This is a genomic window from Pelagimonas phthalicica, from assembly GCF_004364805.1.
In the GTDB taxonomy this organism is placed as follows: domain Bacteria; phylum Pseudomonadota; class Alphaproteobacteria; order Rhodobacterales; family Rhodobacteraceae; genus Pelagimonas; species Pelagimonas phthalicica.
The window spans coordinates 1,345,683-1,368,845 of sequence record NZ_SOAP01000002.1 but is presented as its reverse complement, the minus strand read 5'-3'; the positions used below and the strand labels follow the sequence as shown (position 1 = coordinate 1,368,845).

The 23,163-nt window shown below is 59.0% G+C and carries 21 protein-coding genes; 12 read left to right on the top strand and 9 right to left on the bottom strand.

Going from position 1 to position 23,163, the window contains the following annotated elements; all coding sequences use genetic code 11:
- Window positions 1-22: 22 nt before the first annotated feature.
- The 3 genes from CLV87_RS16795 to CLV87_RS16785 are packed head-to-tail and all read left to right on the top strand — an operon-like array spanning window position 23 to window position 2,953.
- A complete protein-coding gene (locus tag CLV87_RS16795) occupies window positions 23-874 on the top strand; it encodes a CheR family methyltransferase (RefSeq protein ID WP_099247222.1) in 852 nt (283 codons plus the stop codon).
- Window positions 867-1,352 carry a chemotaxis protein CheD gene (locus tag CLV87_RS16790; protein WP_099247220.1) on the top strand — a complete coding sequence of 162 codons (486 nt, stop codon included), beginning with the start codon at window positions 867-869 and terminating at the stop codon, window positions 1,350-1,352. The genes CLV87_RS16795 and CLV87_RS16790 overlap by 8 nt, the downstream gene beginning before the upstream one ends.
- Window positions 1,349-2,953, top strand: coding sequence for a chemotaxis protein CheW (locus tag CLV87_RS16785; protein WP_099247218.1), 1,605 nt, complete (start codon window positions 1,349-1,351; stop codon window positions 2,951-2,953). The genes CLV87_RS16790 and CLV87_RS16785 overlap by 4 nt, the downstream gene beginning before the upstream one ends.
- An 8-nt stretch (window positions 2,954-2,961) precedes the next feature.
- Here the strand turns inward: CLV87_RS16785 and CLV87_RS16780 are convergent, their stop codons facing one another.
- Window positions 2,962-6,162 carry a reductive dehalogenase gene (locus CLV87_RS16780; RefSeq protein WP_133840817.1) on the bottom strand — a complete coding sequence of 1,067 codons (3,201 nt, stop codon included), beginning with the start codon at window positions 6,160-6,162 and terminating at the stop codon, window positions 2,962-2,964.
- Window positions 6,163-6,170: 8 nt separating this feature from the next.
- Window positions 6,171-6,707, bottom strand: coding sequence for a winged helix DNA-binding protein (locus tag CLV87_RS16775; RefSeq protein ID WP_099247214.1), 537 nt, complete (start codon window positions 6,705-6,707; stop codon window positions 6,171-6,173).
- 230 nt (window positions 6,708-6,937) lie between these two features.
- On the opposite strand from CLV87_RS16775, the gene CLV87_RS16770 reads away from it, so the two are divergent.
- From CLV87_RS16770 to CLV87_RS16745, 6 genes are read left to right on the top strand one after another with little or no spacing between them, the layout of a single operon-like run.
- Window positions 6,938-7,909, top strand: a complete 972-nt coding sequence (locus tag CLV87_RS16770; protein ID WP_099247213.1) for a TRAP transporter substrate-binding protein — start codon at window positions 6,938-6,940, stop codon at window positions 7,907-7,909.
- Window positions 7,910-7,966: 57 nt separating this feature from the next.
- Entirely contained in the window at window positions 7,967-8,515 is a 549-nt protein-coding gene (locus tag CLV87_RS16765) for a TRAP transporter small permease (RefSeq protein ID WP_099247211.1), read from the top strand.
- Between the two features lie 9 nt (window positions 8,516-8,524).
- The gene (locus CLV87_RS16760; protein ID WP_099247209.1) at window positions 8,525-9,820 is read left to right on the top strand and encodes a TRAP transporter large permease; all 1,296 of its coding nucleotides are present in this window, start codon (window positions 8,525-8,527) and stop codon (window positions 9,818-9,820) included.
- Window positions 9,817-10,563, top strand: a complete 747-nt coding sequence (locus CLV87_RS16755; RefSeq protein WP_255301728.1) for a 5-oxoprolinase subunit B family protein — start codon at window positions 9,817-9,819, stop codon at window positions 10,561-10,563. Before CLV87_RS16760 ends, CLV87_RS16755 begins: the two co-directional genes overlap by 4 nt.
- A complete protein-coding gene (locus CLV87_RS16750) occupies window positions 10,560-11,576 on the top strand; it encodes a 5-oxoprolinase subunit C family protein (protein ID WP_099247208.1) in 1,017 nt (338 codons plus the stop codon). The genes CLV87_RS16755 and CLV87_RS16750 overlap by 4 nt, the downstream gene beginning before the upstream one ends.
- 12 nt (window positions 11,577-11,588) lie before the next feature.
- Window positions 11,589-12,350, top strand: coding sequence for a LamB/YcsF family protein (locus tag CLV87_RS16745; RefSeq protein WP_099247206.1), 762 nt, complete (start codon window positions 11,589-11,591; stop codon window positions 12,348-12,350).
- 246 nt (window positions 12,351-12,596) lie between these two features.
- Here CLV87_RS16745 and pobA read toward each other — a convergent pair whose 3' ends face one another.
- Complete coding sequence (gene pobA, locus CLV87_RS16740; RefSeq protein WP_099247204.1) at window positions 12,597-13,766, bottom strand: 4-hydroxybenzoate 3-monooxygenase; 1,170 nt, start codon at window positions 13,764-13,766, stop codon at window positions 12,597-12,599.
- Window positions 13,767-13,863: 97 nt separating this feature from the next.
- On the opposite strand from pobA, the gene pcaQ reads away from it, so the two are divergent.
- Both pcaQ and CLV87_RS16730 read left to right on the top strand, forming a co-directional pair.
- Window positions 13,864-14,787, top strand: a complete 924-nt coding sequence (pcaQ, locus tag CLV87_RS16735; protein ID WP_099247202.1) for a pca operon transcription factor PcaQ — start codon at window positions 13,864-13,866, stop codon at window positions 14,785-14,787.
- 137 nt (window positions 14,788-14,924) lie between these two features.
- A complete protein-coding gene (locus CLV87_RS16730) occupies window positions 14,925-15,530 on the top strand; it encodes a pyridoxamine 5'-phosphate oxidase family protein (RefSeq protein WP_099247200.1) in 606 nt (201 codons plus the stop codon).
- 7 nt (window positions 15,531-15,537) lie between these two features.
- Here CLV87_RS16730 and CLV87_RS16725 read toward each other — a convergent pair whose 3' ends face one another.
- The 4 genes from CLV87_RS16725 to CLV87_RS16710 form a co-directional block, all read right to left on the bottom strand.
- A complete protein-coding gene (locus CLV87_RS16725) occupies window positions 15,538-17,892 on the bottom strand; it encodes a hybrid sensor histidine kinase/response regulator (protein ID WP_133840816.1) in 2,355 nt (784 codons plus the stop codon).
- A 70-nt stretch (window positions 17,893-17,962) separates the two neighbouring features.
- Window positions 17,963-18,850 carry a phosphate/phosphite/phosphonate ABC transporter substrate-binding protein gene (locus CLV87_RS16720; protein ID WP_099247196.1) on the bottom strand — a complete coding sequence of 296 codons (888 nt, stop codon included), beginning with the start codon at window positions 18,848-18,850 and terminating at the stop codon, window positions 17,963-17,965.
- A gap of 98 nt (window positions 18,851-18,948) precedes the next feature.
- On the bottom strand, window positions 18,949-19,782 hold the full coding sequence (ygiD, locus tag CLV87_RS16715; protein ID WP_099247194.1) for a 4,5-DOPA-extradiol-dioxygenase: 834 nt from the start codon (window positions 19,780-19,782) through the stop codon (window positions 18,949-18,951).
- A 48-nt stretch (window positions 19,783-19,830) separates the two neighbouring features.
- Window positions 19,831-20,253 (bottom strand): DoxX family protein, encoded by a 423-nt coding sequence (locus tag CLV87_RS16710; protein WP_099247192.1) that lies wholly within the window; start codon window positions 20,251-20,253, stop codon window positions 19,831-19,833.
- Between the two features lie 137 nt (window positions 20,254-20,390).
- Between CLV87_RS16710 and CLV87_RS16705 the strand changes: the two genes are divergently transcribed.
- Window positions 20,391-21,281 (top strand): LysR family transcriptional regulator, encoded by an 891-nt coding sequence (locus tag CLV87_RS16705; protein ID WP_099247190.1) that lies wholly within the window; start codon window positions 20,391-20,393, stop codon window positions 21,279-21,281.
- Window positions 21,282-21,302: 21 nt separating this feature from the next.
- On the opposite strand, the gene CLV87_RS16700 is transcribed toward CLV87_RS16705, so the two are convergent.
- On the bottom strand, window positions 21,303-22,142 hold the full coding sequence (locus tag CLV87_RS16700) for a fumarylacetoacetate hydrolase family protein (protein WP_099247188.1): 840 nt from the start codon (window positions 22,140-22,142) through the stop codon (window positions 21,303-21,305).
- 44 nt (window positions 22,143-22,186) lie between these two features.
- Complete coding sequence (locus CLV87_RS16695; protein WP_099247186.1) at window positions 22,187-22,912, bottom strand: SDR family oxidoreductase; 726 nt, start codon at window positions 22,910-22,912, stop codon at window positions 22,187-22,189.
- Window positions 22,913-23,163 lie beyond the last annotated feature (251 nt).

Genomic DNA, 23,163 nt, shown 5'->3' with positions numbered 1-23,163 from the left:
GATATAGAGAGAGGGTTTTGCCATGTTGGATTCCGACATTGAAATGAGTGACAGCGAATTCGCCAAACTGCGGGCGATTGTTCACAAAAATACCGGTATTACGATTGGCGAAAACCGCAAATCCATGCTCCTCAGCCGGCTGCGCCGCCGGCTGAGAGAGGTTGATGCCCCAAATTTCAGTTCCTACATTTCTGGCCTGGTCAATAACCCGGGCGAAATGCAGGAACTGACCAACCGGGTCACGACCAACGAAACCTATTTTTACCGAACCCCGCGCGTGTGGGAGCATTTCGAAAACGAGGTGGTGCCGAAATTCCTGAAAGCCCGCCACGCCCGCCCGCTCAAAATCTGGTCGGCGGCGGCCTCCACCGGAGAAGAGGCGCATACAATCGGGGTCCTGCTCGAAGATCTGCGTCAGAAACACCAGGGGTTCGAATATTCGGTTCTGGGTACCGACGTGTCCTCGCGGGTTTTGGACATTGCCGAAACCGGGCTTTACAAAGGTCGCGCTATCGCGCGGTTTCAAAAGGCCAAGCCTGACCTGTTCAAAACACATATGATCGGCAATGACACGGATGGGTTCCAGGCCGATCCCGCGATCAAGAAACGTTTGAAATTCAAACTGCACAACCTGTTGGAGCGGCTGAAAAGCACCAGCAGTTTTGATGTTGTCTTTTTGCGTAACGTCTTGATTTATTTTACCAAAGAGGATCAGGAAACCATCCTGAACCATGTGCGGGACCAGATCCGCCCCGAAGGGATCTTGTATATTGGCGAAAGCGAAACGCTGACCAATCTAGACACCGGGTTTGAACAGGTTCTCCCGATTATCTATCGGCCGGTCCTCGGCACTGGGCGGCCCGCTGATGAGTGATGTTGAGAAAATCCATGTCCAAATCGGGCAGGTCAAGATCGGCAAGCCGGGGCAATCCTTGAACGCCATTCTCGGGTCTTGCATCGGGCTTGGCATCTTGAACCCTGAAAAAGGGGTGTTTGGTCTGGCGCATTGCCTCTTGTCCAATTCCGGCAAGGATGATGGCGAGATTGGCGGGCGTCATGTGGATCAGGCGATCCGTTCGCTGAAACACCTGATGGATCTCGACAAAAAGGAAATGCGCCGCATGCAGGCCATTGTCGTGGGTGGGGCCAATATGACCATGCCAAAGGATGCGGACCCGAAACGGCTGGTCGGAAACATCAATGCGACCTTTGCCTACAAGGCGCTGCGCGAGGCCGGGATGCGCAACATTTTCGAAGACGTGGGCGGCATGCAGGGGCGGCAAGTCACCATCGATTGCACCAGCGGCGATTTCACCGTTTCCGCCATTCCACGATTGGGAGTAACCTCATGATGTTGGATTCAAATGACCTGCCCAAGCAGGAAAAACCGCAGAACGACATGCCGTCCGACCAGATGGCTGACGCGCCGGTGCCGGGCAAGACCGCCAAAGCCAATTTGGCCAAACAGTCCGGCAAGTCCGAAATCTACGGATCTTTCACCATTGATGAGAGCGAATTCGCCATTCCGGTCTCCGCCGTGCAGGAAGTGGTGAATGAGCCAATGGATATTTCACCGGTCCCGCTTTCCCCGGCCTTTATGCTGGGTTTGTTCAACCTGCGGGGCAAGATTATTCCGGTGATCGATTTGCGCCGCCTGCTTGAATTCCCGGAGCTCGAAGGAACCAAATCGCGCAAGGTGGCCATCATCGAACACGGGGATCTGTGTATCGGGCTGCTGTTTGACAAAACCGGCGAGGTGCTTAGCGGCTATGATGCAGCACGTGTGGATTTTCAGCCCAAAGGCGACGGCATCAAGGATGTTGTCATCGAAGGTGTGCTGAAATTCGACAATGGCGACCGTCTGGTTCAGGTGCTGGACCCTTACGAGTTGCTCAGCTTGGAACGTGTGCCGCGCACCAACAACATTTCGACCGAAAGCCAGGCCAAAGCCTCGCGCGGCAAGCGCTACAACTGTATTTCTTTTCAGACCGGTCACACCTGCTGTGCGCTGGATCTGCGCTATGTCAAAGAGATCCGCGAGATGCCGGATGTGGATCAATCGCTGTTTGCCCATGGCAATGTGATTGGCACCACGAATTTGCGCGGTGTCATCCTGCCCGTCGTCGACTTTCGCGGCTTCATGGGGGATGGGGCCGTCTATCGACTGGGGCAGACGGTTCCCAAAGAACGCAAGATGCTGGTGATCGAAACGGCGGACGGGCCGATTGGCCTGATGGTGTTTTCGATCGACAATATCATGTCCTATTACGAGGATGAGATCCTGCCATTCGCCAAACTGGCCCTGCCACGCAGCGATTTCGTCAGTGGCTGCCTTGTCAACGGCGATGGTCAGATCGTCATGATGTTGGATCAGGATCGGCTGCGTTCGGATGAGCTGTTGGTTGCCACCGCAAAGGCCTGCCAAGAGATCTATCCCCCCGGCGGGCCCAAAGAAGAACAAGAGGAAAAGCAAGCCAAAGGGGCCGCGCGCCGGACCTATATCCGCTTTTCGATTGCCAAGCCTTTTGCCCTGGAAACATCCTGCGTCAGCGAAGTGATCAACAAGCCGGACACGCTGCTTGATCCGCCTTATAAGCTGGATTTTGTCGAGGGCATCATCAATCTGCGCCGCGAATTGATCACGCTGCTGAATCCGCGCGTGTTATACGGCATGCCAGCCGAAGAGACTTTGAACCAAAAGATCCTGATCTTTAACTGCGACGACACCAAATACGGGATTTTGGTCGACTCGGTCGATGAAATCATCATGACAACCGAGGATAATATCGCCGAGCTTCAGCCGATGGATCGGCAAGGCACGTCCAAACGCGTCGTGGATGATGTGGTCGGCTGCCTGCATCACGAGGTGTCCGGCAACAAATCGGCCCCGATTCTGGTTCTCGATCCCGGTGCTTTGGTGGATCGGTGCATGCGTTCTATGGATGGGATGTAGGCCCTTGGTCACAGGTCGAGGGTGATCTTCCCATCCGGTTTGGCCGCTCGGGATTGGCAGGTGATGATCTGATCCCGGCGCTGGGCATTGGACAGGACAAAGTCGCGATGCTCGACCTCGCCCGCCAAGACACCACATTTGCACACCCCACATATCCCATCGGCACATTTGACATCCACCGAATGCCCTGCCGCAATCAGCGCATCCGCCAGTGTTTCATTTGCCCGAACCGTGATTTCCTGCCCGGACCGGGCCAGCACAGCGGTAAAGGCATAATTCTCATATTCAGGCTGTTCCGGGGTCGAAAAATACTCCAAATGCCGCGCCTCATCGGGAAACCCTTGTGCGGTTGCGGTCTCAATCACCGCCTGCATGTAGCGATCCGGCCCGCAGGTATACACATGCCAACCGGGTTGATACCCACCCAGAATCTGATCCAGATCGGCCCGGCTCCCCAAATCGGAAAAGTGCAGATGCACCTTGTCCGCCCAAGGCATCGCTTTCAAATCAGCCACATAGCCAGCCTCATCCGCGCGGCGTGCGGAATAATGCAGCTCAAACGCCTTGCCCAAGGCGTGCAAACGATGGGCAAAGGCGATCATCGGCGTGATGCCAATCCCGCCCCCCATCAAAAAGCTTTTGCTGGCATCCTCACTCAGCTCAAAATGGTTGATGGGTTTTGAGATGAACACCCGCCGCCCCTCGTCAAAGATCCTATGCAGCATCTTTGACCCGCCACGCCCGTCATCTTCGCGCAACACGCCAATCTGATAGGTCGCGCGATCCGCCGGATTGCCCGACATGGAATATTGCCGCAGGAATTCCGGGGCGACGACCACATCCAAATGCGCGCCCGCGCTCCACTCGGGCAGGGGGCTGCCATCCCAGCTCTGGAATTCATACTTGGTCACTTTGCCCGCCATGGCTTCGACCTTGGAGAGCCGCGCCATGATCACCGGCGCATCGGCAAAATCCGGGCGCTCATGGGCGAGCCCTTCGGTGTCGCCTCGCGCCAGCCGCTGCTGATATTCCGCTGCGCTGATCATCTCCTGGTAGGCTTTGATCCCCGCCTCGCGATCCATCGGGAACGGGTAGGGATAGGGCCAAGGGGCAAGGTCGGCGGGGTAAACCGCCAATGTCTGATCCTCAAACTTCAGGTCCAGATCCTTTTGCAAGGCGCGGTGATTGATCGGAGCCGCCGGCGCGCGATAGCCGCCATCCTCCTTTAACTCCAGATCCCACCACCATTTCTTGACCGGGTTGATCTCGCCATGGCCCACCGCGTCATCCAGATAGGCCAAGGCCGGAGCCGCAGCAGGAAAGTTCGAGGCCAGCCAGCGAAACGGTTTTTCGGCAAACACCCCTTCCAGGTTCCACGGGCAGGTCTTCATGCAACGCCCACACATCGCCCCGCCTTGGGTGGTGATGCGATAGGTGGTGCATTTCTGGCTGTCGCTTTTCCAGATCTCATAGCCGTTGAACATGGTCTTTGGCCCGGCCGTAATCGCCCCCGAGGGGCATTCGCGCGCGCATTTGTTGCAGTTTTCACAGAAATTCTGCAGGCCAAAATCAATCGGCTTGTCATGGGCCAGCGGCATATCCGTGGTCACCACCCCGGATTTCAGCCGCGGCCCAAGCAGCGGGTTCAGGATCACCTCACCAATCCGGCTGACCTCACCCAGACCCGACAGCAACAGCAAAGGCGGCTGCAACACATCGCCGTCCATCACCGAATGCGCCTTGGCGCTATAGCCCAGATTGCGGATCTGTTGGGCGATCACCCCGCCTAGCAGTGAAAAGCGCAGATAGGCGCGCATGCTTTGCGCCACCGCAATCCAATCATCACCCGAAGCCCCCTCCATGGTCTCAAAGCCCTGATCGACAATCATCGAAATAGCGTTGTCATGGGGCGGGGTAATCGGGGCGCCGGTGGCATCGTGGCTGTACCAGGCCCAATCAGGGCAGCGCGACAGGCCCACCGCATCAACGCCCAGAAAATAGCTTGCTGCTTTGACATTCTCAGCATTGCGCTGTGCATCCGTTTGTGCCGGTCTGTCGCCAACAGGCGCGCCATCCTGCAACAGCACAAAGGCCCCAAGCGCGCGGCGCTGGGCAAACGCATGGGCGCTTTTGCGGGCGTAAAACCCGCCCGTGGCCGCCTGCTGCTGGGTCTTGCCCATATCGCCAAACTGGCTGCGGGCAAACATATCGGTGCGCTTGGGCACACGCGGAATGCGCGCCTCATCCATATAGGTGGTGGGCTGATCGACCCGTTTCAGCTTTTCAAACGGCATCGCCCCCTCCACATAATCCCGTTTGGCATAGGGGTCGCGGTTCAAGGCGCTCTTGCTGCTGCCATAGCCGATCTGCCAGGCCAGCCCCAATTGTTGCTCCCCCAATGGGGCCAGCGGGCGGTCCAGCGCCAGCTCCATATCGGTGCTGACAACCGCCAGACTGTAATCCGCCCCCAGAAACGGCGCAAAGGCGCAGGTGCCTTCGACAAAGGTCAGCCCGGCGGCGACAGAGAGCCGCGTCAAATCCAGATCACTGCTGGTCATGCTGTGGGCGCGCGCATCAAAACCCAGCAAATGCAGATAGTTGGCCAGGATCACCGCCGTTTCCGTCGCGCGCAGCGCCGCCCGGTGGTGTTGCGCATCGCCAATCCACTCTGCGCCCGGCTCATCCGGATCGGGGGCGCGGTGATGTTCTTGCAGGATCACAATCGCATGGCTGTGATGACCCATCGCCCCCAAAGGCGTGGCGGCGCTTTCCTTCAGCTCCGCCATGATCACATCAATGCCCGAGGCCAGCGTCTTGGTCTGCTTGCTGCGCAGATCCTGCGCCAGCGCGTCAATATCCGGGTTGCGTATGGGTTGCGCCAACCGCGCCTCGGGCGCAATCTTGCAGATCCCCATCATCGAGGCATCCTGAAAATAGCCAAAGGCCTTCATATGCCGCGCCCGCTCGCCCGGATGTTCCGGCACATCCGACAGGCTGGCATTGCGCCGCCCGTCGCGGATCACATCCATCATCGCCTGATATGCGCCCATGGCGTTGACCAGCGAATGCGGCGTGTCCAGCCGCTTGAAATCCAAGGCTTCAAAGCCGGGCAGGGCAGAGAGATCCGGCACATCACCGCGCCGTTTCAACCGCTCCAAAGGGTAGGGGCCCAGTTCGGGCGCGCGCGACTTGGTCGAGAAAAAGCGCATTCCGCCCCCTATAGTGACGCCGCCGCGCGGCTGGCTTGGTCATATTGCCCCGAAAGCGCGCGCAGCTTGCGCGCGATCTCGCGGAAATCCGCGCCGGTCTCCTCATCCATGTCCAACCCGTTCAGCAGGCATTGCTGGCGCACCGTGCGATAGGCGTCGCACAGCTCCGCCCCCTTGTCCGACACGCTGTAAAACACCTCTTTGCCGCGCTTGTCCGAAACCAGAAGCTCCGCCTTCATCAGCTTGCGCAGCGCGTAATTCACCGTATGGCTGTCCTCGATATTGAGCAGAAAGCAGATGTCAGACAGGCGTTTGTCGCGGCCGCGATGGTTGACATTATGCAGGATCAGGATTTCGAGCGAGGACAGATCCGGGTGCCCCGCCGCCGCCATGCAACGCGTGACCCAGCGGGTAAAGGCGTTGGACACGATGATCAGCCCGAACTCAAATTCCGACATTTCCCACCCTTCGCCCTCGGCCAGATGGCGCGATGACACGATGCGGCGGGAATCGGCAGGCGGAGAGGCGGCGGTTTTCTTGGTCATAATCGGCTTTTCTTGTTGGCAAAACGCTGATGTGTTGCCGGGAATTTATGCATGAACGATAATTTTTCTCAAGCTTGGTAAATGCCAAAACACATCGCCACCGTCGCAACACTCTGAAAATCCAACGACTTCCCGGCTGTCACAGCACGCTGTGAATACATTTAAAAAACGTTGACAAATTGTAAGTGTTTTTGAAATGATTTGCGAAGTTGAACACAGGGAGAAAAAAGATGTTCATGACGAAACTGCTTGGCGGGGCGGCGATTGCCGTGGCCGCTTTGACATCTCAGGTCAGCGCCGAAAGCTGGGATATGCCGACCCCGTACCCGGATGCGACCTTCCACACTGCCAATATCCATGAATTCGCCAAAGACGTGGCCGAGGCCACCGGCGGCGCGCTCGAGATCAAGGTGCATTCCGCCGGGTCGCTCTTTAAACATCCCGAAATCAGCAAGGCCGTGCGCAGCGGTCAGGTGCCGGCGGGCGAATTTTTCCTTTCGCTTCTGGCCAATGACAACGCCGCGTTTGGTGTGGATTCACTCCCCTTCCTCGCCACCAATTACGGCGAAGCCGAAAAGCTTTGGGCCGCTCAGAAAGAGGTCATTGACCAGCTCTTGGACGAACAGCGTTTGATGGCGCTTTACGCGGTGCCATGGCCGCCGCAAGGCCTTTACACGACCAAGGAAATCACCTCGGTGGCCGATCTCGCAGGCCTGAAATTCCGCACCTATAACGCCACATTGGAAGAGTTTGTGAACCTCGCCGGTGCCGCGCCAACCCAGGTCGAAGTGCCTGACATTCCACAGGCTTTCAGCACTGGCCGTGTCGAGGCGATGATCACCTCACCCTCCACCGGGGCCAATTCCAAAGCCTGGGATTTCCTCAGCCATTACACCGATATTCAGGCCTGGATCCCCAAAAACATCGTCGTGGTGAACAAACGCTCCTTCATGCGTCTGGACGAAGCCACCCAGGCCGCCGTGCTTGAGGCCGCCGCCAAGGCCGAGGCCCGCGGATGGGAGATGAGTCAGGCAGAAACCGCCGCCAAGATCGCCGTTCTCAAGGAAAACGGCATCACCGTGGTGGCCCCCAGCGAAGAGTTGATGAGCGGCCTGAAAGATATCGGCGCGCAGATGCTCGACAATTGGAAAGCCAAAGCAGGCGATAGCGGTTCGGCGCTGTTGCAGGCCTATCAGCAGTAACACGACACCGGTTCGGCGGGGGCGACCCCGCCGGCCAAACCTGTGGGAGGGCAGGATATGAGAGCAGCATTGGATTTCATCTATCGCGCATCAGGGGGGCTGGCGGCTTTGTTCATCACCGGCATCACCGTGATCGTCGCCATACAGGTCGTTTTGAACCTGATCGACAAAATCGCCATCAAATTCACCGGGCAGGGGGTTGGGCTGACCATCCCGTCTTATGCCGATTTCACCGGGTTTTTTCTGGCCACCGCCAGCTTTCTGGCGCTGGCCTACACTTTGCGGGCCGGGGGGCATATTCGCGTGACGCTGATCACCTCGCGCCTTGCCGCGCCCATCCGTCGTGTAGTCGAAATCATCGCCGTGATCATCGCCCTGGGGATGAGCACCTATGCCACCTGGTATATGGGCCTTTTGGTTCTGGAATCTCATGAGTTTGGTGATCAAAGCTCGGGTATGGTCTCTGTGCCGCTCTGGATCGTGCAAACCCCGGTCGCCTTTGGTCTGGCTGTCCTGACTCTGGCCCTGGCTGACGAACTCGTTGCGCTTTTCCGGGGGCAGCCTGCCTCTTGGGATGGCAAAGGCGACAACCTGCTGAGCGAATAGGGGACCATCATGTCAATCGCTGTACTTTCGCTGATCCTGCTGGTTCTGCTCTTTGCCTTTCTTGGCTCGGGCCTTTGGGTGGCCTTTTCGCTGCTGGGTGTGGGCGTTGCCGCCATGGCCCTGTTTTCAAACGCACCTTTGGGTCTGGTCATGGCCACGACTTTCTGGGGTCATAGCAATTCCTGGGCTCTGGCCGCCTTGCCACTGTTCATCTGGATGGGCGAGATCCTGTTCCGCTCGCGCCTGAGCGAAGACATGTTCACCGGCCTCGCACCCTGGATGAACCGCCTGCCGGGGCAGCTCTTGCATGTGAATGTCTTTGCCTGCGGGATTTTCGCCGCCGTGTCCGGCTCCTCTGCCGCCACCGCCGCCACCATTGGCAAACTCTCGATCCCCGAACTGGCCAAGCGCGGCTATCCCGAACAGATGGTCATCGGCACCCTGGCCGGGTCCGCCACGCTGGGCCTGCTGATCCCGCCCTCGATCATCCTGATCGTCTATGGTGTCGCGACCGAGCAATCCATCGCGCGGCTCTTTGTGGCCGGAGTCCTGCCGGGTCTGCTGCTGGTCAGCCTCTTTGTCGGCTATGTGGTGATCTGGGCGTTGCTCAACCGCAAATCCCTGCCGCTTGAGGACATGCGCGTCAGCTTTGCCGAGCGTCTGAAACGCTCGCGCCGCCTGTTGCCGGTTGTTCTTTTGATCACCGGTGTGATCGGCTCGATCTATGCGGGCATTGCCTCGCCCACCGATGCCGCCGCCGTGGGGGTTGTTCTGGCTCTGCTGCTGTCCTGGCGCTCGGGCACGCTCAGCTGGGAAAGCTTTCGTGACGGGCTTATGTCGGCCACCGTCACCTCCTGCATGATCGCCTTTATCCTGGCGGGCGCGTCCTTTCTGACCGTTGCCATCGGCTTTACCGGCATCCCGCGCGTGCTGGCGGAATGGATCGGATCGTTGGGCCTCTCGACCTTTGTCCTGCTCGCCGCCCTCACCGTGTTCTTTGTCGTGCTCGGCTGTTTCCTCGACGGGATCAGCGTCGTGGTCCTGACCGCTTCGGTGATCATGCCCATGGTGCTTCAGGCCGGGATCGACCCGCTTTGGTTCGGCATCTTCCTCGTCATCGTTGTCGAAATGTCCCAGATCACCCCGCCCGTTGGCTTCAACCTCTTTGTGCTGCAATCCCTCACAGGCCGGGACATTCTGACAGTCGCCCGCGCGGCCCTGCCGTTTTTTGTCTTGATGATTGTCGCTCTGGTTGTCATCACTCTAGTCCCAGCCATCGTGACCTACTTGCCGGAGCGGATGTGACCCAGACCCTGCAAAAACACGTCTTTCCTGTCATCCGCACCGCCGGAGTGACGGGGATGCTGGTCAGTTTCGACGACCGCCTCAGCGAACCGGCCAACCGGGCCGCGCTCAGCTTTGCCGCCGCTGTCAAGGCGCAGGGCTGGGACGGGATCGAAGATGTCTCGTCTTCGCTGATCTCGGTCTGTCTGAATTTTGACCCGCTGCATCTGCCCCATGCGGATCTGCAAGCCAAGCTCGAGCAGCTCTTGCAATCGCAGGATTGGTACGCCTCAGACCTGCCGAACGGGCGTCGGTTGTGGCGCATCCCGGCGGTCTTTGGCACCGATCTTGCCCCGCAACTGGAGGAGGCCGCCACCGCCGCCGGCATGAGCGCGGAGGAGGCCGTCACCTCTCTGACCTCGGCGCGCACCCGCGTTCAGGCCATCGGCTTTGCCCCCGGTCAGCCCTATCTCGGTCAATTGCCCGAGGCCTGGGACATCCCGCGCCAAAGCCAGTTGACCAAGGACATTCCCCAGGGCGCACTGGTCGTGGCCATCCGCCAGCTTGTCCTGTTTGCCGTGCAGGCCCAGACCGGCTGGCGACAGGTCGGGCAAACCGCCGTCAAACTCTACCAACCCCGCGCCGCTGATCCGTTCATGCTGCGTCCGGGGGATGAGGTGATGTTCCACGCCATGTCTCGCGAAGAGCTGGCAAATATGCAAACCGATCCGATGGGTGGCGCAACCTCCGAGGTGCTGTCATGAGCCGCACATTGACGACGCATCGCATCGGTCCGGCGGTGACGATCCAGGATATTGGGCGGCTTGGCTATATCGGCGAAGGCGTTTCGCGCGGCGGGGCCGCCGACCGTCTGGCGCTCAGCGAAGGGGCGGCCCTGCTGGGCCAGCCCGATACTTTGCCCGCCTTGGAAATGATGGGCATGGGCGGCGAATTTGAAGCCAGCGAAGATATGCGCATCGCCCTGACCGGGGCGGAAATGCGTGCCACGATCGACGGATCTCCGGTGGTTTGGAATGCCAGCCACCTGCTGCCCGCTGGCGCGCGCCTGTCTATTGGTCCCGCGATAACAGGCTGTTACGGTTATCTGCATCTGGCTGGCGGCATCTCCGGCGCGGCCGAGCTTGGTTCGGTCGCCGCTCATCTTGCCGCCGGGCTGGGCCGTGCCTTGCAAGCGGGCGATACCCTGCGCGTCAATGCTGACAGCGGCGGCGAGACCGGGCATTTCCTTGAGCGGGATGATCGCTTGACCGGCACAGAGATCCGCATGGTGGCCAGCTATCAAACCCCGCTTTTTGCCGAAAATGAGATCGCGCGCTTTCAATCCGAAGCCTTGATCAAAGACGCCCGCGCCAACCGTATGGGCGTGCGCCTCAACCCCTCCACAACCGGCTTTGCGGCAGAGGACGGGCGCAATATCGTCTCGGATTCCATCATGCCCGGTGACATCCAGATCACCGGCGATGGCACGCCTTTTGTGCTGATGACGGAATGCCAGACCACCGGCGGCTATCCCCGCATCGGCACGGTTCTGCCCACCGATCTGGCCCGCGTTGCCCAAGCCGCGCCCGGCGCGCCGTTGCGGTTCCGCTTTGTCACGCTCGAAGAGGCGGTCGAGATCGAGCAAGCTCAGGCAAGCTATCGCGCCGGTCTCAGGCAGCGCCTGCGCCCCCTGATCCGGGACCCGCATAAGATCGCGAACCTGCTCTCTTACCAACTGATCAGCGGTGTGATCGCTGGCAACGAAGAATATGTCTAAGGAGGATTTGCCATGAGCCGCAGTGTCGATCTGAACGCCGATATGGGCGAAAGCTATGGGGCCTGGAGCAAGGGTGATGATGCCGCTCTGCTGGACATCGTGACCTCAGCCAATATCGCCTGTGGTTTTCACGCCGGTGATTGGGATGTCATGGCCGAGACCATGGCGCAGGCCGTGGCCAAAGGGGTGGGGATCGGCGCGCATCCGGGCTTTCCCGACCTGCATGGGTTTGGCCGCCAACGGATGGGCTTTTCCCACGCCTCGCTGGGCAATCTGGTGCGCTATCAAATCGGTGCAGCCCAGGCCATGGCGCGTGCCGCCGGGGGCGAGGTGCGCCATCTGAAGCTACACGGCGCCCTGGCCAATATGTGTTCCGAGGACGAGGCCATGGCCCGCGCCTGCTATAGCGCCGCCATGTCCGTCGCGCCTGATCTGATCGTCATGGTGCTGGCAGGCACGGCGCAGCAACGCGCCGCCGAGGCCTTGGGTTGCAAGATTGCCTGCGAAATCTTTGCCGACCGCGCCTATAATGATGATGCGACGCTGGTCGACCGCGCCTTGCCCGGCGCGGTGATCCACGACCCGGCCATCGCCGCGCCGCGCATCGCCGATATGGTCGAGGCCGGGGCGATCATCGCCGAAAGCGGCGCACGCATCCCAACCCGCATCGACACGATCTGCCTGCATGGCGACACCCCAACGGCCGTACAAATCGCCGGTTCCGTCCGGGATGAACTGCAACGCCGAGGGCTTGAGCTGCGGATGTTTGATTGAGGAGATCCCGATCTTTCATCTAAAAACAAAGGGTTGCCTGTGATGTTTCCCCGGATCGCTTGCGATCCGGTTCGCACCCGACCCCGCCCCCCAGGGCGGGTGCGAATTCAATCCTAGGCTTCAACTCGCTGCAACGGTGTTTAGCTCAATACCCGGTCACCCAGAACGCCGACCCGCCCTCGGTGTCGGGTGCGAACCTCTGTTACGCCCGGTCGTTACAGCGACTTCAATTGAACTGGATGCGTTCTAATAAGGCAGCCCGATATAGTTCTCGGCAAAGACCTTTTGCGCATTCACATTGTCGCGCAGGAAATTCACATCCGCCAACTGCATCTTCAGATCAAATTCGCTTTGATCCGGGAAACGGTGCAGCAGATTGGTGGTGGTCCAGCTGAACCGCTCGGCCTTCCAAATCCGCGCCAGCGCTTTTTCCGAATATGTATCAATGCCATGGCTGTCACCATCGTGATAATGCTGCACCAGACCGTTATAGAGGTAATGCACGTCGCTCGCCGCCGTGTTCAGCCCTTTGGCCCCGGTTGGCGGCACGATATGGGCCGCGTCGCCGCAAAGGAACAACCGTCCCCAGCGCATCGGCTCGGTGACGAAACTGCGCAAAGGCGCGATGGATTTCTCAATCGAAGCCCCCGTCACCAAAGCCTCGGCATATTTGCTCGGAATCCGCCGTTTCAGCTCCGTCCAAAAGGCATCATCGCTCCAATCCTCGGGCGTATCAGACAGCGAACACTGCACGTAGTAACGGCTCAGGTTTTCATTGCGCATCGAGCACAGGGCAAACCCGCGCTCGGACCCGGAATAGATCAACTCGTCATGCACCGGCGGTGTCTCCGACAGCACGCCAAGCCAGCCAAACGGATAGAGTTTCTCATATTCGCGCCGCACGTCCAGCGGGATGGTCTGGCGGCTGACCCCGTGGAAGCCGTCACACCCGGCGATAAACTCGCAATCGATCCGATGGGTGGAGCCATCCTTTTCATAGGTCACATAAGGCGCGTCGCCATCCGCCTCGTGAATCGTGACACCCTCAGCGTTGAACACCACTTTGCCATCCATGGCCTCGCGCGCGTCATAGAGATCGCGGGTGACTTCGGTCTGGCCGTAAACCACCACATGGCTTCCTGTCATCTCTTTGAAATCGATGCGAAATTCCTGATCCTCATAGGCGATGACCGTGCCGTCGTGAATGTGGCTTTCACGATCCAACCGCGCGCCAACGCCCGCCTCGCGCATCAGGTCAACGAAACCAACCTCAAGAATACCGGCCCGAATGCGCCCCAGCACATAGTCGCGGGTCTTGCGTTCCAACACGACGGTATCAATGCCCTTGCGGTGCAAAAGTTGGCTGAGCAACAGGCCGGATGGGCCGCCGCCGATGATGACTACTTGTGTGCGCAACGGACTGTCTCCTCTTGTGGATGCCTTATATTGATTTCCAATTTCGATAAAGTAAAATGAAGTTACTGCCTGTTTCCTTGTCGAAAATGGAAAGAATATGATCGACCGACGGATCAAGTTCCGCCATATCCAGTGTTTTGTTGAGATTTGCCGCGAGAAAAGTCTCAAACTGGCGGCGGAAAAACTCTATCTGACGCAACCGGCGATCTCGAAAACTCTGAAAGAGCTCGAAGAGATCATGGCAACCACCTTGCTCACCCGCAGCCGGTCCGGCGTTTCCCTGACGCGCGAGGGCGAGGTGTTTTTGCATTTCGCGCAAATGTCGCTGGCGGCCTTGCAGCAGGGGCTGACCGGGGTGGAACAGCTTGGCTCGGCGGGCAAGACCCGGCTCTCCGTCGGGGTGCTGCCCTCGGTCGCGGCCCATGTCATGCCGGTTGTGGCGCGCGAATTTGGCGAGTTGGCCCCAACCGCCAGCCTGCATATTGAGGACGGCCCGCATGGTTTCCTGATGGAACGGCTGCGTATGGGGCAGCTCGATCTGGTGATCGGGCGATTGGGGCGGCCCGATAGCATGCAGGGCGTCAGCTTTACGCAACTATACGAAGAGCGCGTGGAATTTGTCGTGCGGGCCGGGCATCCCTTGGTTGAACAACCCGATATCAAGCGCATTGGCAATTGGCAGGTGATTTACCCGCCCGAAGGCTCGGCCATTCGTCCCTTGGTCGACCGGTTTATGATCGCGCAAGGGTTGACCAAGATCGATAATCGCATCGAAACCGTCTCAGGGGCCTTTGGCCGTGTTCACACCCGCCAGTCCGATGCGGTTTGGATCATCTCTGCCGGGGTGGTCGCGAATGAGTTGGCGGATGGGCATCTTGTTGCTTTGCCGTTCGAAACGTCGATGACCCGCGGCCCGGTCGGCCTGATGCAGCGCCCGGATGATGGCCAATCCCCCGAGGCGCAAGTCTTTGGTCTTGCCGTCACCTCAGCCCTGCGCAAGCTCAATATGACTGCCGGGTAATTGCCGATGAAATAGCGTTTCGCTCATTATTTCAGCCAACTTAAAGTTGCGCTTATCTGACACAAATAGTGTCGGGTGTTGCGTTCTTTACCCTGCTAAAGATAACTTTGCTAAGGCCATGTCAAACAGGACAAAGCATGCAAACATTTGGCGAATTGATGTTCACGCAGGACGTGCGTGCAGAACAGGAAACCCGCGGATCGGCAGACCACTATGCGCGCCCCTATCGCGAACTGACGATCGGGCCGCGCGAGCAGGAGTTTATTGAAACGCGCACCAGTTTTTACATGGGCACCGTCAATTCCGATGGCTGGCCCTATGTGCAACATCGCGGCGGGGAGGCCGGGTTTTTGAAGGTCGTGGATGACACGACCCTGGCCTTTGCGGATTATCCGGGCAATCGGCAATATGTCTCCACCGGAAACCTGGCCGGAGACTCCCGCGTCTCATTGTTCCTGATGGATTATCCACGCCGCGCCCGGCTGAAAATTCTGGCTCGGGCAGAAGTTGTGGAGGCAAGTGATGAGCCCGAGCTGACCGCAACCCTGGCCGCCCCGAACGACCGCCCGGTGGAAAAGATCTTTAAACTGACCGTGGCCGCGCTGGATTGGAATTGCCCCAAATACATCACGCCGCGCTTTGACGAAGAAGAGATCGAGGCCATGCTTGGGCCGCGCATGCGCAGCATGGCCGAACGCATTCGCGAGCTTGAGGCCAAGTTGCAGGATGCCGGGTTGAACTGAGCCTAGATCACAGACAGTCCTGGATTACGTCCCGCAGCTTGCCCAGATTGATGGGTTTGGCCAAATGGCCATCCATCCCACTGTCAAGACAGGCTTTTTTGTCTTGCGGCGAGGAATGCGCCGTAAGGCCGACAATATGGCAGCGCGCAGCCTCCTCAGGTTTTTCCGCCTCGATCAGCCTGATCTGAGCCGAGGCTTCTAACCCGTTCATCACCGGCATGCTGACATCCATCAGAACCAGGAATGGATTGTGGTCCCGGTATTGTTCAACAGCCTCAACCCCGTTGGTGGCTGAGACAAAAGGCAGGCCTAGCCGCTTTAACACCATCTGCACCAGTTTCAGATTGGTGGCATTGTCATCGACAACCAGAACCTTGCGGTCGGTTTTGGGCAGCGGGGCAAGCTTGCCTTTTTTGGCATTGGTGACACGCGGCAGGGCCGGGCGTTGGCCATTCTGGCTGACTTGATCGATCACCTGCACCAAAGCCCGCGCCGAAACAGGTTTGGCCAGGGTCGCGTCCAGCTTTTCCGTGGCGATTGTGCTGCCCATGGAATGCAACAAAATCACCCGTGGCGGATGACCAGAGGTGACGCTGTTCAGGCTATTCAAAAAGGGCTCAAGCTTGAGATCCGAAACCCTGTCATCAATCAGGACAAAGGCCGGGGGTGCCCGATCTTTTGCCAATGTTTGCAAACTGTTGAGCAGAGCCTTGTCGGATTCAACGCTGGTGATCTGGATACGCGCATTGGTCAGACATTCCACCAGACTGGCCACAAGGTCGGGCTGGTCACTCAGCAGCACGCCATAACCCTCAAATGGCCCACGTTTTTTGGCGGGGCTGGGGGTGGCAGGAACAGGAACAGCCTCGGCCAGAGGCATTTCAAAGCCAAAGCTCGATCCGACCCCAACTTGCGAAGTCACCTGAATGCGCCCGCCCATCAGTTCAACAAAGCCCTTGCTGATGGCCAGCCCCAACCCGGTGCCCTCATGTTTGCGGGTAAAGCTGCCATCGACCTGGGTGAACCGGTTGAAAACCTCTTTGATCTTGTCCTGCGGAATGCCGCAACCGGTGTCCTGCACCTCGATCCTGAGGCGATCCTCGCCAGATTTTGACAGCACCCGCTGCGCATGGATCAATACATGCCCCGCCTCGGTGAACTTGACCGCATTGCTGGCAAAATTCAGCAAGACCTGTTTCATGCGGGCAAAATCACCCAGCATCATCTCCGGCAAATCAGGATCGCACCGGGTGATCAGCTCAACATTCTTGCGCGCCGCCTGCAGGGCCAGAACCCGCGCCGTGTCTTCGACCAGATCCTGGATATCAAGCGGCTCCTTGCGCAGTTGCATCTGACCGGCTTCGATTTTGGAAAAATCCAGGATGTCATTGATAATATTCAGCAATGACTGGCCGGAGGTGGCGATGGTATCGACCAGATTGGATTGATGTTGATCCAATTCGGTTTCCGCCAACAGCTCGGTCATGCCCAAAACGCCATTCATCGGCGTGCGGATCTCATGGCTCATACTGGCTAGAAATTCGGTCTTGGCCGCTTCGGCAGAGCGGGCCTGTTCCAGCGCCTGACCCAGCTCAATATTCTTGGAGTTCAGATCCAGGCTGAACTTTTGCAGCCGGGTTTGCGCATCCTCATTGGCGGCCAGTCGCGCGCGCAGATTGTCCAGCATCTTGTTGAAGGATGTGGCCAGGCTAGAGACCTCATCATTGGTCTGAATATCGATGAACTGATCCAGATTGCCCGCCGCCGCGCTGCGACTGGCCTTGGTCAGTTTTTCCAAGGGGGCGGTCAATCGTTGCGCAATCAGAAAGCTGATGAACACGCTGAAGATTGTGAACAGGCAGGCAAAGGTCAGATTTCGGTAAAGAACAAAGGTGATATCATGCTGATCCAGGGCCGTATGAACCGAATAACGCACCGTCCCGTAATAGGTCATGCCCAGTTCGACCGGTAGGGCGACCTCGACAACGTCCCCCTCCCAAACCAGCTGCAATTGCCCGCTGTTTTGCGCTTGATCGACCAGAGCATCTTCGATGGTTGCCAGAAACAGCGACCCGCCCTCGTCCTCGCTGGTCACCAGCAAAGTGCCGTCCGGGTCGATGAAATCCAGCCTGGTGATTTCGGGCTGCTCGGCCAGTTCTTCATAGATCACATCCAGCTCGGCCGGGCGATTATCGATCAGATAGGGCAGGGTGGCTTCGCGTACCAAAGACCCAAAGGATTTGGTCTTTTCCAGGATACGCTCATTCACCAATTGCAGCTGGGTAAAGGTGTTGATGATCGTCAGGGTCACCACGATGGCCGCCGTGGTGAGCCCGAAATACATCGCCATGCGTCCGCGCAATCCACGCGTCTTTCGCCTGATATATCTGGCGACGGGAGGGGCCTGAACGAACGCCACGTCTAGTCTTGCATTAATACAGTCTGAGAACGTCCAAACGGCTCAGCAGGGCATAGATCGGTGCAAAAGTCGCCTCAACCCCATCCGGGAATTCGTCAAACCGGGTGGTTTTGTGGAACTTTTTCATGATCTTCTTGCCCTCATCACTGCCCTCCAGCGCGATAAGCTTTTGCTTGATGATCTCTGCCAGCTCTGGCGACAGCCCCTTGCGCGCGATCACCACCTGACGTGGCACCTCCATGCTTTGTGCCAGCGCGCGGTATTGGCCGGGGCGGGCCTTTTCCAGCATGGCAAAGCCGCGCGGATCGGTGGCCGCCGCATCGATCCAGCCCTTGGCCAGCCACAGAACCGTGTTTTTATCATCCTGGGTAAAGACATAGCCCAATGAGCTGCTGCTGAAATCAGCCTCGCGATTGGGCAATTCGATCACGTCCAGCCCCGCCTGCAACACCATATCCAGGGGCAGCAAAAACCCCGAGGTTGAATCCGGGTCCTGAAACCCGATGCGCCGCCCGACCAGATCCTCGATCGATTGCAGAGGGCTATCCGTGGGGACAATGATCAGCGAATGATAGCTGCCAACACCGCGTTTCCAGCGGCGCAAAAACGGCTCCGCCCCGGCCTCTCGCGCGACCCGAGCTGCCACAAGCGGGCTGTCAAAAAACAGATCGACACGATCCGTTGACAAGGCTTCGACCATATCCTGCGATGTCGGCAAGACCGAGATCTCGACCTCGGTTATGCCATGGTCTACCAGTTCTCTTTCTAGATAGGCGGCAAGGGGGGCAAAACGGTCCAAGTGCTTGCGCACATTGTCATTTACACTGCCCAGGGTCAGGGTCTCGGCCTGGGCCAAGACCCCTGTTATGGCGAAAAAGAGGGATAGGATGATGGCTCGCATTTATCTGGCTCCGATATTCGGTTCGAGCCGACCATATATGCCAATCCTTGCATGACCTTTAAATACAAGGGTGAAACCGGGCTGATACGTGTTGGATTTTACCTAAGCTCATCGCGCTGGTGAAAAACAAAACTGCGCATCGAAACAGATCCCAGATCAATCGCATCGGTCATGAATGTCAGATCATCCCCGGCATTGGCCGCCCCGGCGATTGTCAGCGCGGGCAGGTAGTGGTCGATGCTTGGATGGGCCTCTTTCAGCAGCGATCCCAGCCCCACTCGGTCACTCAGGGTTTTCAGATCCCGCGCCTCGAGCCGTTCGGCAAAACGGGTGTCAAACTCCACCGCGAAATCCAACGCGCCGCCGTCAAAGCGCATCCGCCGCAGGTTATGCACCACATTGCCCGACCCCAGGATCAGCACGCCGCGATCCCGCAAATCTGCCAGCAACCGCCCGGTTTCCACATGCCAGTCCAGATCCTTGCTCATATCCAGCGAGACCTGAAACACCGGCACATCCGCATCGGGATACATGGAGTTCAGCACCGCCCAGGCCCCGTGATCCAGTCCCCAGCTGTCATCCTCTTCGGCGTGATGGCTGGCCAACAGGCTGGCCACGGTCTTGGCCAGGTCCGGCGCGCCGGGGGCTGGGTATTGCTGTTGATACAGCGCCTCGGGGAAACCATGGAAATCGTGAATGGTTTTAGGGGCTTGTGACACATCCACCAGAGTTGTGCCCCGTGTCATCCAATGGGCCGAGACCACCAGAATGGCCTTGGGGCGCGGCAGGCTTTGGCCCAGCTCCGCCCAGGATTTGCTGAACGGATTGTCACCCAATGCGTTCATCGGGCTGCCATGGCCCAGAAACACCACCGGCATTCTTGCGCTGGGGCTGAACCGGTCTTTCAAATCCGTCAATGTCAGGCTTTGCATGTCGTTCTCCTTACCGGCCCGAGGGGGTGCCTCGGGCCTTGTCAGATATCAGGTCGCTTGGCCAAGAACCCGGTCAACAACCGGCAGGCGCAGAGCATAGGCCCCGCTGCCCAAGGCCAGGATCACCACTTGGATCATCGCCCAGAAAACCGGGAATTCCCATCCGCCGCCCTCAGCTGAAAACAGCCAGCCATTGCCCGAATGCACCCAGGCCGCGCCCAGCAATACCGGCAGCAGGGTGAGTGCCACCACACGGGTCGCCACGCCCAGGATCAAGGCCGCGCCACCGACCAATTCGGCAAAGATCGTCAGATAGGCCAGAAAACCGGGCAGGCCGAGGCTTTCAAAGAAGCCAGCCGTGCCGGCGGGGGTGAAAACCAGCAGTTTCAAAAGCCCATGGGCGATAAAGGCGGACCCGCTGGTCACGCGCAGGATCAGGGCGGCGATATTGGTCGATACGGTCTGTTGCATGTCGTTTCCTTTCAGCTGCCCTTCTTGGGCATTTGGCGTTGTGTTCGCGTCTGAGGGAAAGATAGATCCGCTTGATATGTATCGAAATGGCGAATAAATAGAATGACTATCCACATTTTGTTCGCAATAGGTGTGCCATGGACATCACCGATGCTTTGAAATCCTTTGTCGCTACGGCGCAGACCGGCTCCTTTACCAAGGGGGCGGCGCAGCTGGGCATCTCCAACCGGCTGACCTCCAAATATGTGGCCGAGCTTGAGCGCCGTTTGGGCATCCGTGTCTTTCAGCGCACCACCCGCCGCATCGGCCTCACCCCCGCCGGAGAGGAGCTTTTGGCCCGCGCCCCGGCCTTATTGGACGAGCTCGAGCTGATGCTCTCTGAAGTCTCGGACGCCGCGCCGGATATTTCCGGGCTGATCCGGCTGTCGGCTTCGGTGAGTTTTGGCGAGCTTTGCGTTGCCCCGATGCTGGCCCGCTTTGCCGCGCGCCACCCCGAGATTTCCTTGGATCTGCGGCTGAGCGATGATCACGTGGACTTGGCCAGCGACGGGCTTGATCTCGCCTTCCGCATTGGCGAAAGCGCGCGCTTGACCGTCAAGGCGCGCAAGCTGGCGATGATGCGCCCGGTCATTGCCGCCAGCCCGGATTATCTGGACCGTCACGGCACCCTGGCCACCCCCGCCGATCTGGCCAATCACGCTTGTATCATCGACACCAATCGCAAGACGCCGCAGCGCTGGCAGCTTGATGCCAATGGCCCGGCCTTCGACGTGACCTCGCGCTTTCGCGTCAACTCAGCCCGCGCCGCAGCCGAGCTGGCCGTGGCGGGCTGCGGGCTGACTTTTGCGCCGCGTTTTGTGCTTCAGGATCACCTGGACAGCGGTGCTCTGACGTCCGTCCTCAGCGAGCATATCACCATCGAAACGCCGATCAGCATTGTCTATCTCGAAGGCCAGACCCTGCCGCGCAAGATCCGCACCCTGATCGAATTCGCAGTCGCGGATTTCCGCGACCACCCGCTGTTTTAACATACTGCCAAGAACCGCCCCTCAGCGATCCGCCACGCAGCTCTGGCTCTGCTCACCCAGCCCATCAATGCCCAAACGCACGCTGTCCCCGGCCTTCAGATAGCGCGGCGGGGTAAAGCCCATGCCAACCCCCGGAGGCGTCCCGGTCGAAATCACATCGCCCGGATGCAGCGTCATGAACTGCGACAGATAGCTGACCAGATGCGCAACCCCATAGGCCATGGTCCGGGTCGAGCCATCCTGCACCCGCTCGCCATTCACCTCCAGCCACATGCCCAGATCCTGCGGATCACCCGCCTCATCCGGCGTCACCAGCCAGGGCCCCATCTGTCCAAAATTGTCGCAGGATTTGCCCTTGGTCCATTGGCCCTGCCGCTCAATCTGAAAGCCGCGCTCAGAGACATCATTGATCACGCAATAGCCCGCCACATGATCCAGCGCCTCAGCCTCGGTGACATATTTCGCCGCCTTGCCAATCACCACGCCCAGCTCGACCTCCCAATCGGTCTTCTCTGAGCCACGCGGGATCAGGATCGGATCATTCGGCCCGCAAATCGCCGAGGTCGCCTTCATGAACAGCACCGGTTCCGAGGGCACCGCCATCCCCGCCTCTTCGGCGTGATCGGCATAGTTCAAGCCGATGCACATGAACTTGCCCGTGCCCGCCACGCAGGCCCCCAGCCGTGGCTCCCCCGCAACCTTGGGAAGCGAGGCCACATCCAGATCCTTGAACCGGTCGAGATTGCCCAAAACCTCGCCCGACAGATCCCCGATCAACCCGCTCAGATCGCGAATATCACCGTTGTCATCCAAGACACCCGGCTTTTCGGCCCCACGCGGGCCATAGCGCAAAAACTTCATCTTTTCTTGTCCTTACAAGTTCATCTCTGGGTCAGATCATCGGGTCAGATGGTCCAACCACCATCAATATTCATCACCTGTCCCGTGGTAAACGCCGCCTCGTCTGAGGCGAGGTAACAGGCCAGCGCGGCAATCTCTTCGGGCTGTCCAACGCGGCCCAGCTTTTGGCGGGCGTTGAAATCCGCCCAGGCCTGTTCGTAATCCCCCGTGGCGCGCAGCCGCTCATGCAATGACGGGCTGTCGACCGTACCGGGGCAGATCGCATTGGCGCGCACCCCCTGTTGCACGTAATCCGCCGCCACTGATTTGGTCAGCCCGATCACCGCCGCCTTGGTGGTGCCATAGACCATGCGATTGGGCACCCCGGTGATCGAGCTCGCCACCGACGCCACATTGACAATCGCGCCATTGCCCCGTGCAATCATGCCCGGCAGCACCGCGCGAATGGTGTGAAACATCGACTTCACATTCACGGCAAAGGCCTGATCCATCTCCGCCTCGCTGGCTTCCAGGATGGTGCCGCCATGCACCATGCCAACACAGTTGAACAGCACATCCACCGCGCCGATTTTGTCCACCGCGTGTTGAATGGCCTGCGGGTCGGTGACATTCAGGTTCAACACCTCCAGCCCGCTGACCCCGTCGAGCGGACCGGTGTTGATGTCACTGGCAAAGACCCGCGCGCCTTCTGCCGCCATCCGCTCCACCGTCGCGCGCCCGATGCCCTGCGCGCTGGCCGTGGCCAGCACCGTCTTTCCCTGCAACCGCATCCGCGCCTCCCACAACCGCTATGCTTTATGTGCCGCGATAGGGGCAGATCGCGCGGCTTTGTGCAAGCGTCGAAAGGGCGTTTCGATGCGCGAAAATCAGCGAGGGATTGGGCAGGGCGGCCCGGCTGCAAAAATATTCTGCGCAATAACGCGAATGTGACACGGATTTTTCGGCTGCAAGTCCAGCGAATGTCGGCAAAAGGGCCAATCCCCCCAAAACGCGCATCGTTTTGTACAGATTGCCCAAGGGG

Coding starts and splice junctions, on each gene's coding strand:
- CLV87_RS16795 (WP_099247222.1), top strand. CDS start 23: ATGTTGGATTCCGACATTGAAATGAGTGACAGCGAATTCGCCAAACTG.
- CLV87_RS16790 (WP_099247220.1), top strand. CDS start 867: ATGAGTGATGTTGAGAAAATCCATGTCCAAATCGGGCAGGTCAAGATC.
- CLV87_RS16785 (WP_099247218.1), top strand. CDS start 1,349: ATGATGTTGGATTCAAATGACCTGCCCAAGCAGGAAAAACCGCAGAAC.
- CLV87_RS16780 (WP_133840817.1), bottom strand. CDS start 6,162: ATGCGCTTTTTCTCGACCAAGTCGCGCGCGCCCGAACTGGGCCCCTAC.
- CLV87_RS16775 (WP_099247214.1), bottom strand. CDS start 6,707: ATGACCAAGAAAACCGCCGCCTCTCCGCCTGCCGATTCCCGCCGCATC.
- CLV87_RS16770 (WP_099247213.1), top strand. CDS start 6,938: ATGTTCATGACGAAACTGCTTGGCGGGGCGGCGATTGCCGTGGCCGCT.
- CLV87_RS16765 (WP_099247211.1), top strand. CDS start 7,967: ATGAGAGCAGCATTGGATTTCATCTATCGCGCATCAGGGGGGCTGGCG.
- CLV87_RS16760 (WP_099247209.1), top strand. CDS start 8,525: ATGTCAATCGCTGTACTTTCGCTGATCCTGCTGGTTCTGCTCTTTGCC.
- CLV87_RS16750 (WP_099247208.1), top strand. CDS start 10,560: ATGAGCCGCACATTGACGACGCATCGCATCGGTCCGGCGGTGACGATC.
- CLV87_RS16745 (WP_099247206.1), top strand. CDS start 11,589: ATGAGCCGCAGTGTCGATCTGAACGCCGATATGGGCGAAAGCTATGGG.
- pcaQ (WP_099247202.1), top strand. CDS start 13,864: ATGATCGACCGACGGATCAAGTTCCGCCATATCCAGTGTTTTGTTGAG.
- CLV87_RS16730 (WP_099247200.1), top strand. CDS start 14,925: ATGCAAACATTTGGCGAATTGATGTTCACGCAGGACGTGCGTGCAGAA.
- CLV87_RS16720 (WP_099247196.1), bottom strand. CDS start 18,850: ATGCGAGCCATCATCCTATCCCTCTTTTTCGCCATAACAGGGGTCTTG.
- ygiD (WP_099247194.1), bottom strand. CDS start 19,782: ATGCAAAGCCTGACATTGACGGATTTGAAAGACCGGTTCAGCCCCAGC.
- CLV87_RS16710 (WP_099247192.1), bottom strand. CDS start 20,253: ATGCAACAGACCGTATCGACCAATATCGCCGCCCTGATCCTGCGCGTG.
- CLV87_RS16705 (WP_099247190.1), top strand. CDS start 20,391: ATGGACATCACCGATGCTTTGAAATCCTTTGTCGCTACGGCGCAGACC.
- CLV87_RS16700 (WP_099247188.1), bottom strand. CDS start 22,142: ATGAAGTTTTTGCGCTATGGCCCGCGTGGGGCCGAAAAGCCGGGTGTC.
- CLV87_RS16695 (WP_099247186.1), bottom strand. CDS start 22,912: ATGCGGTTGCAGGGAAAGACGGTGCTGGCCACGGCCAGCGCGCAGGGC.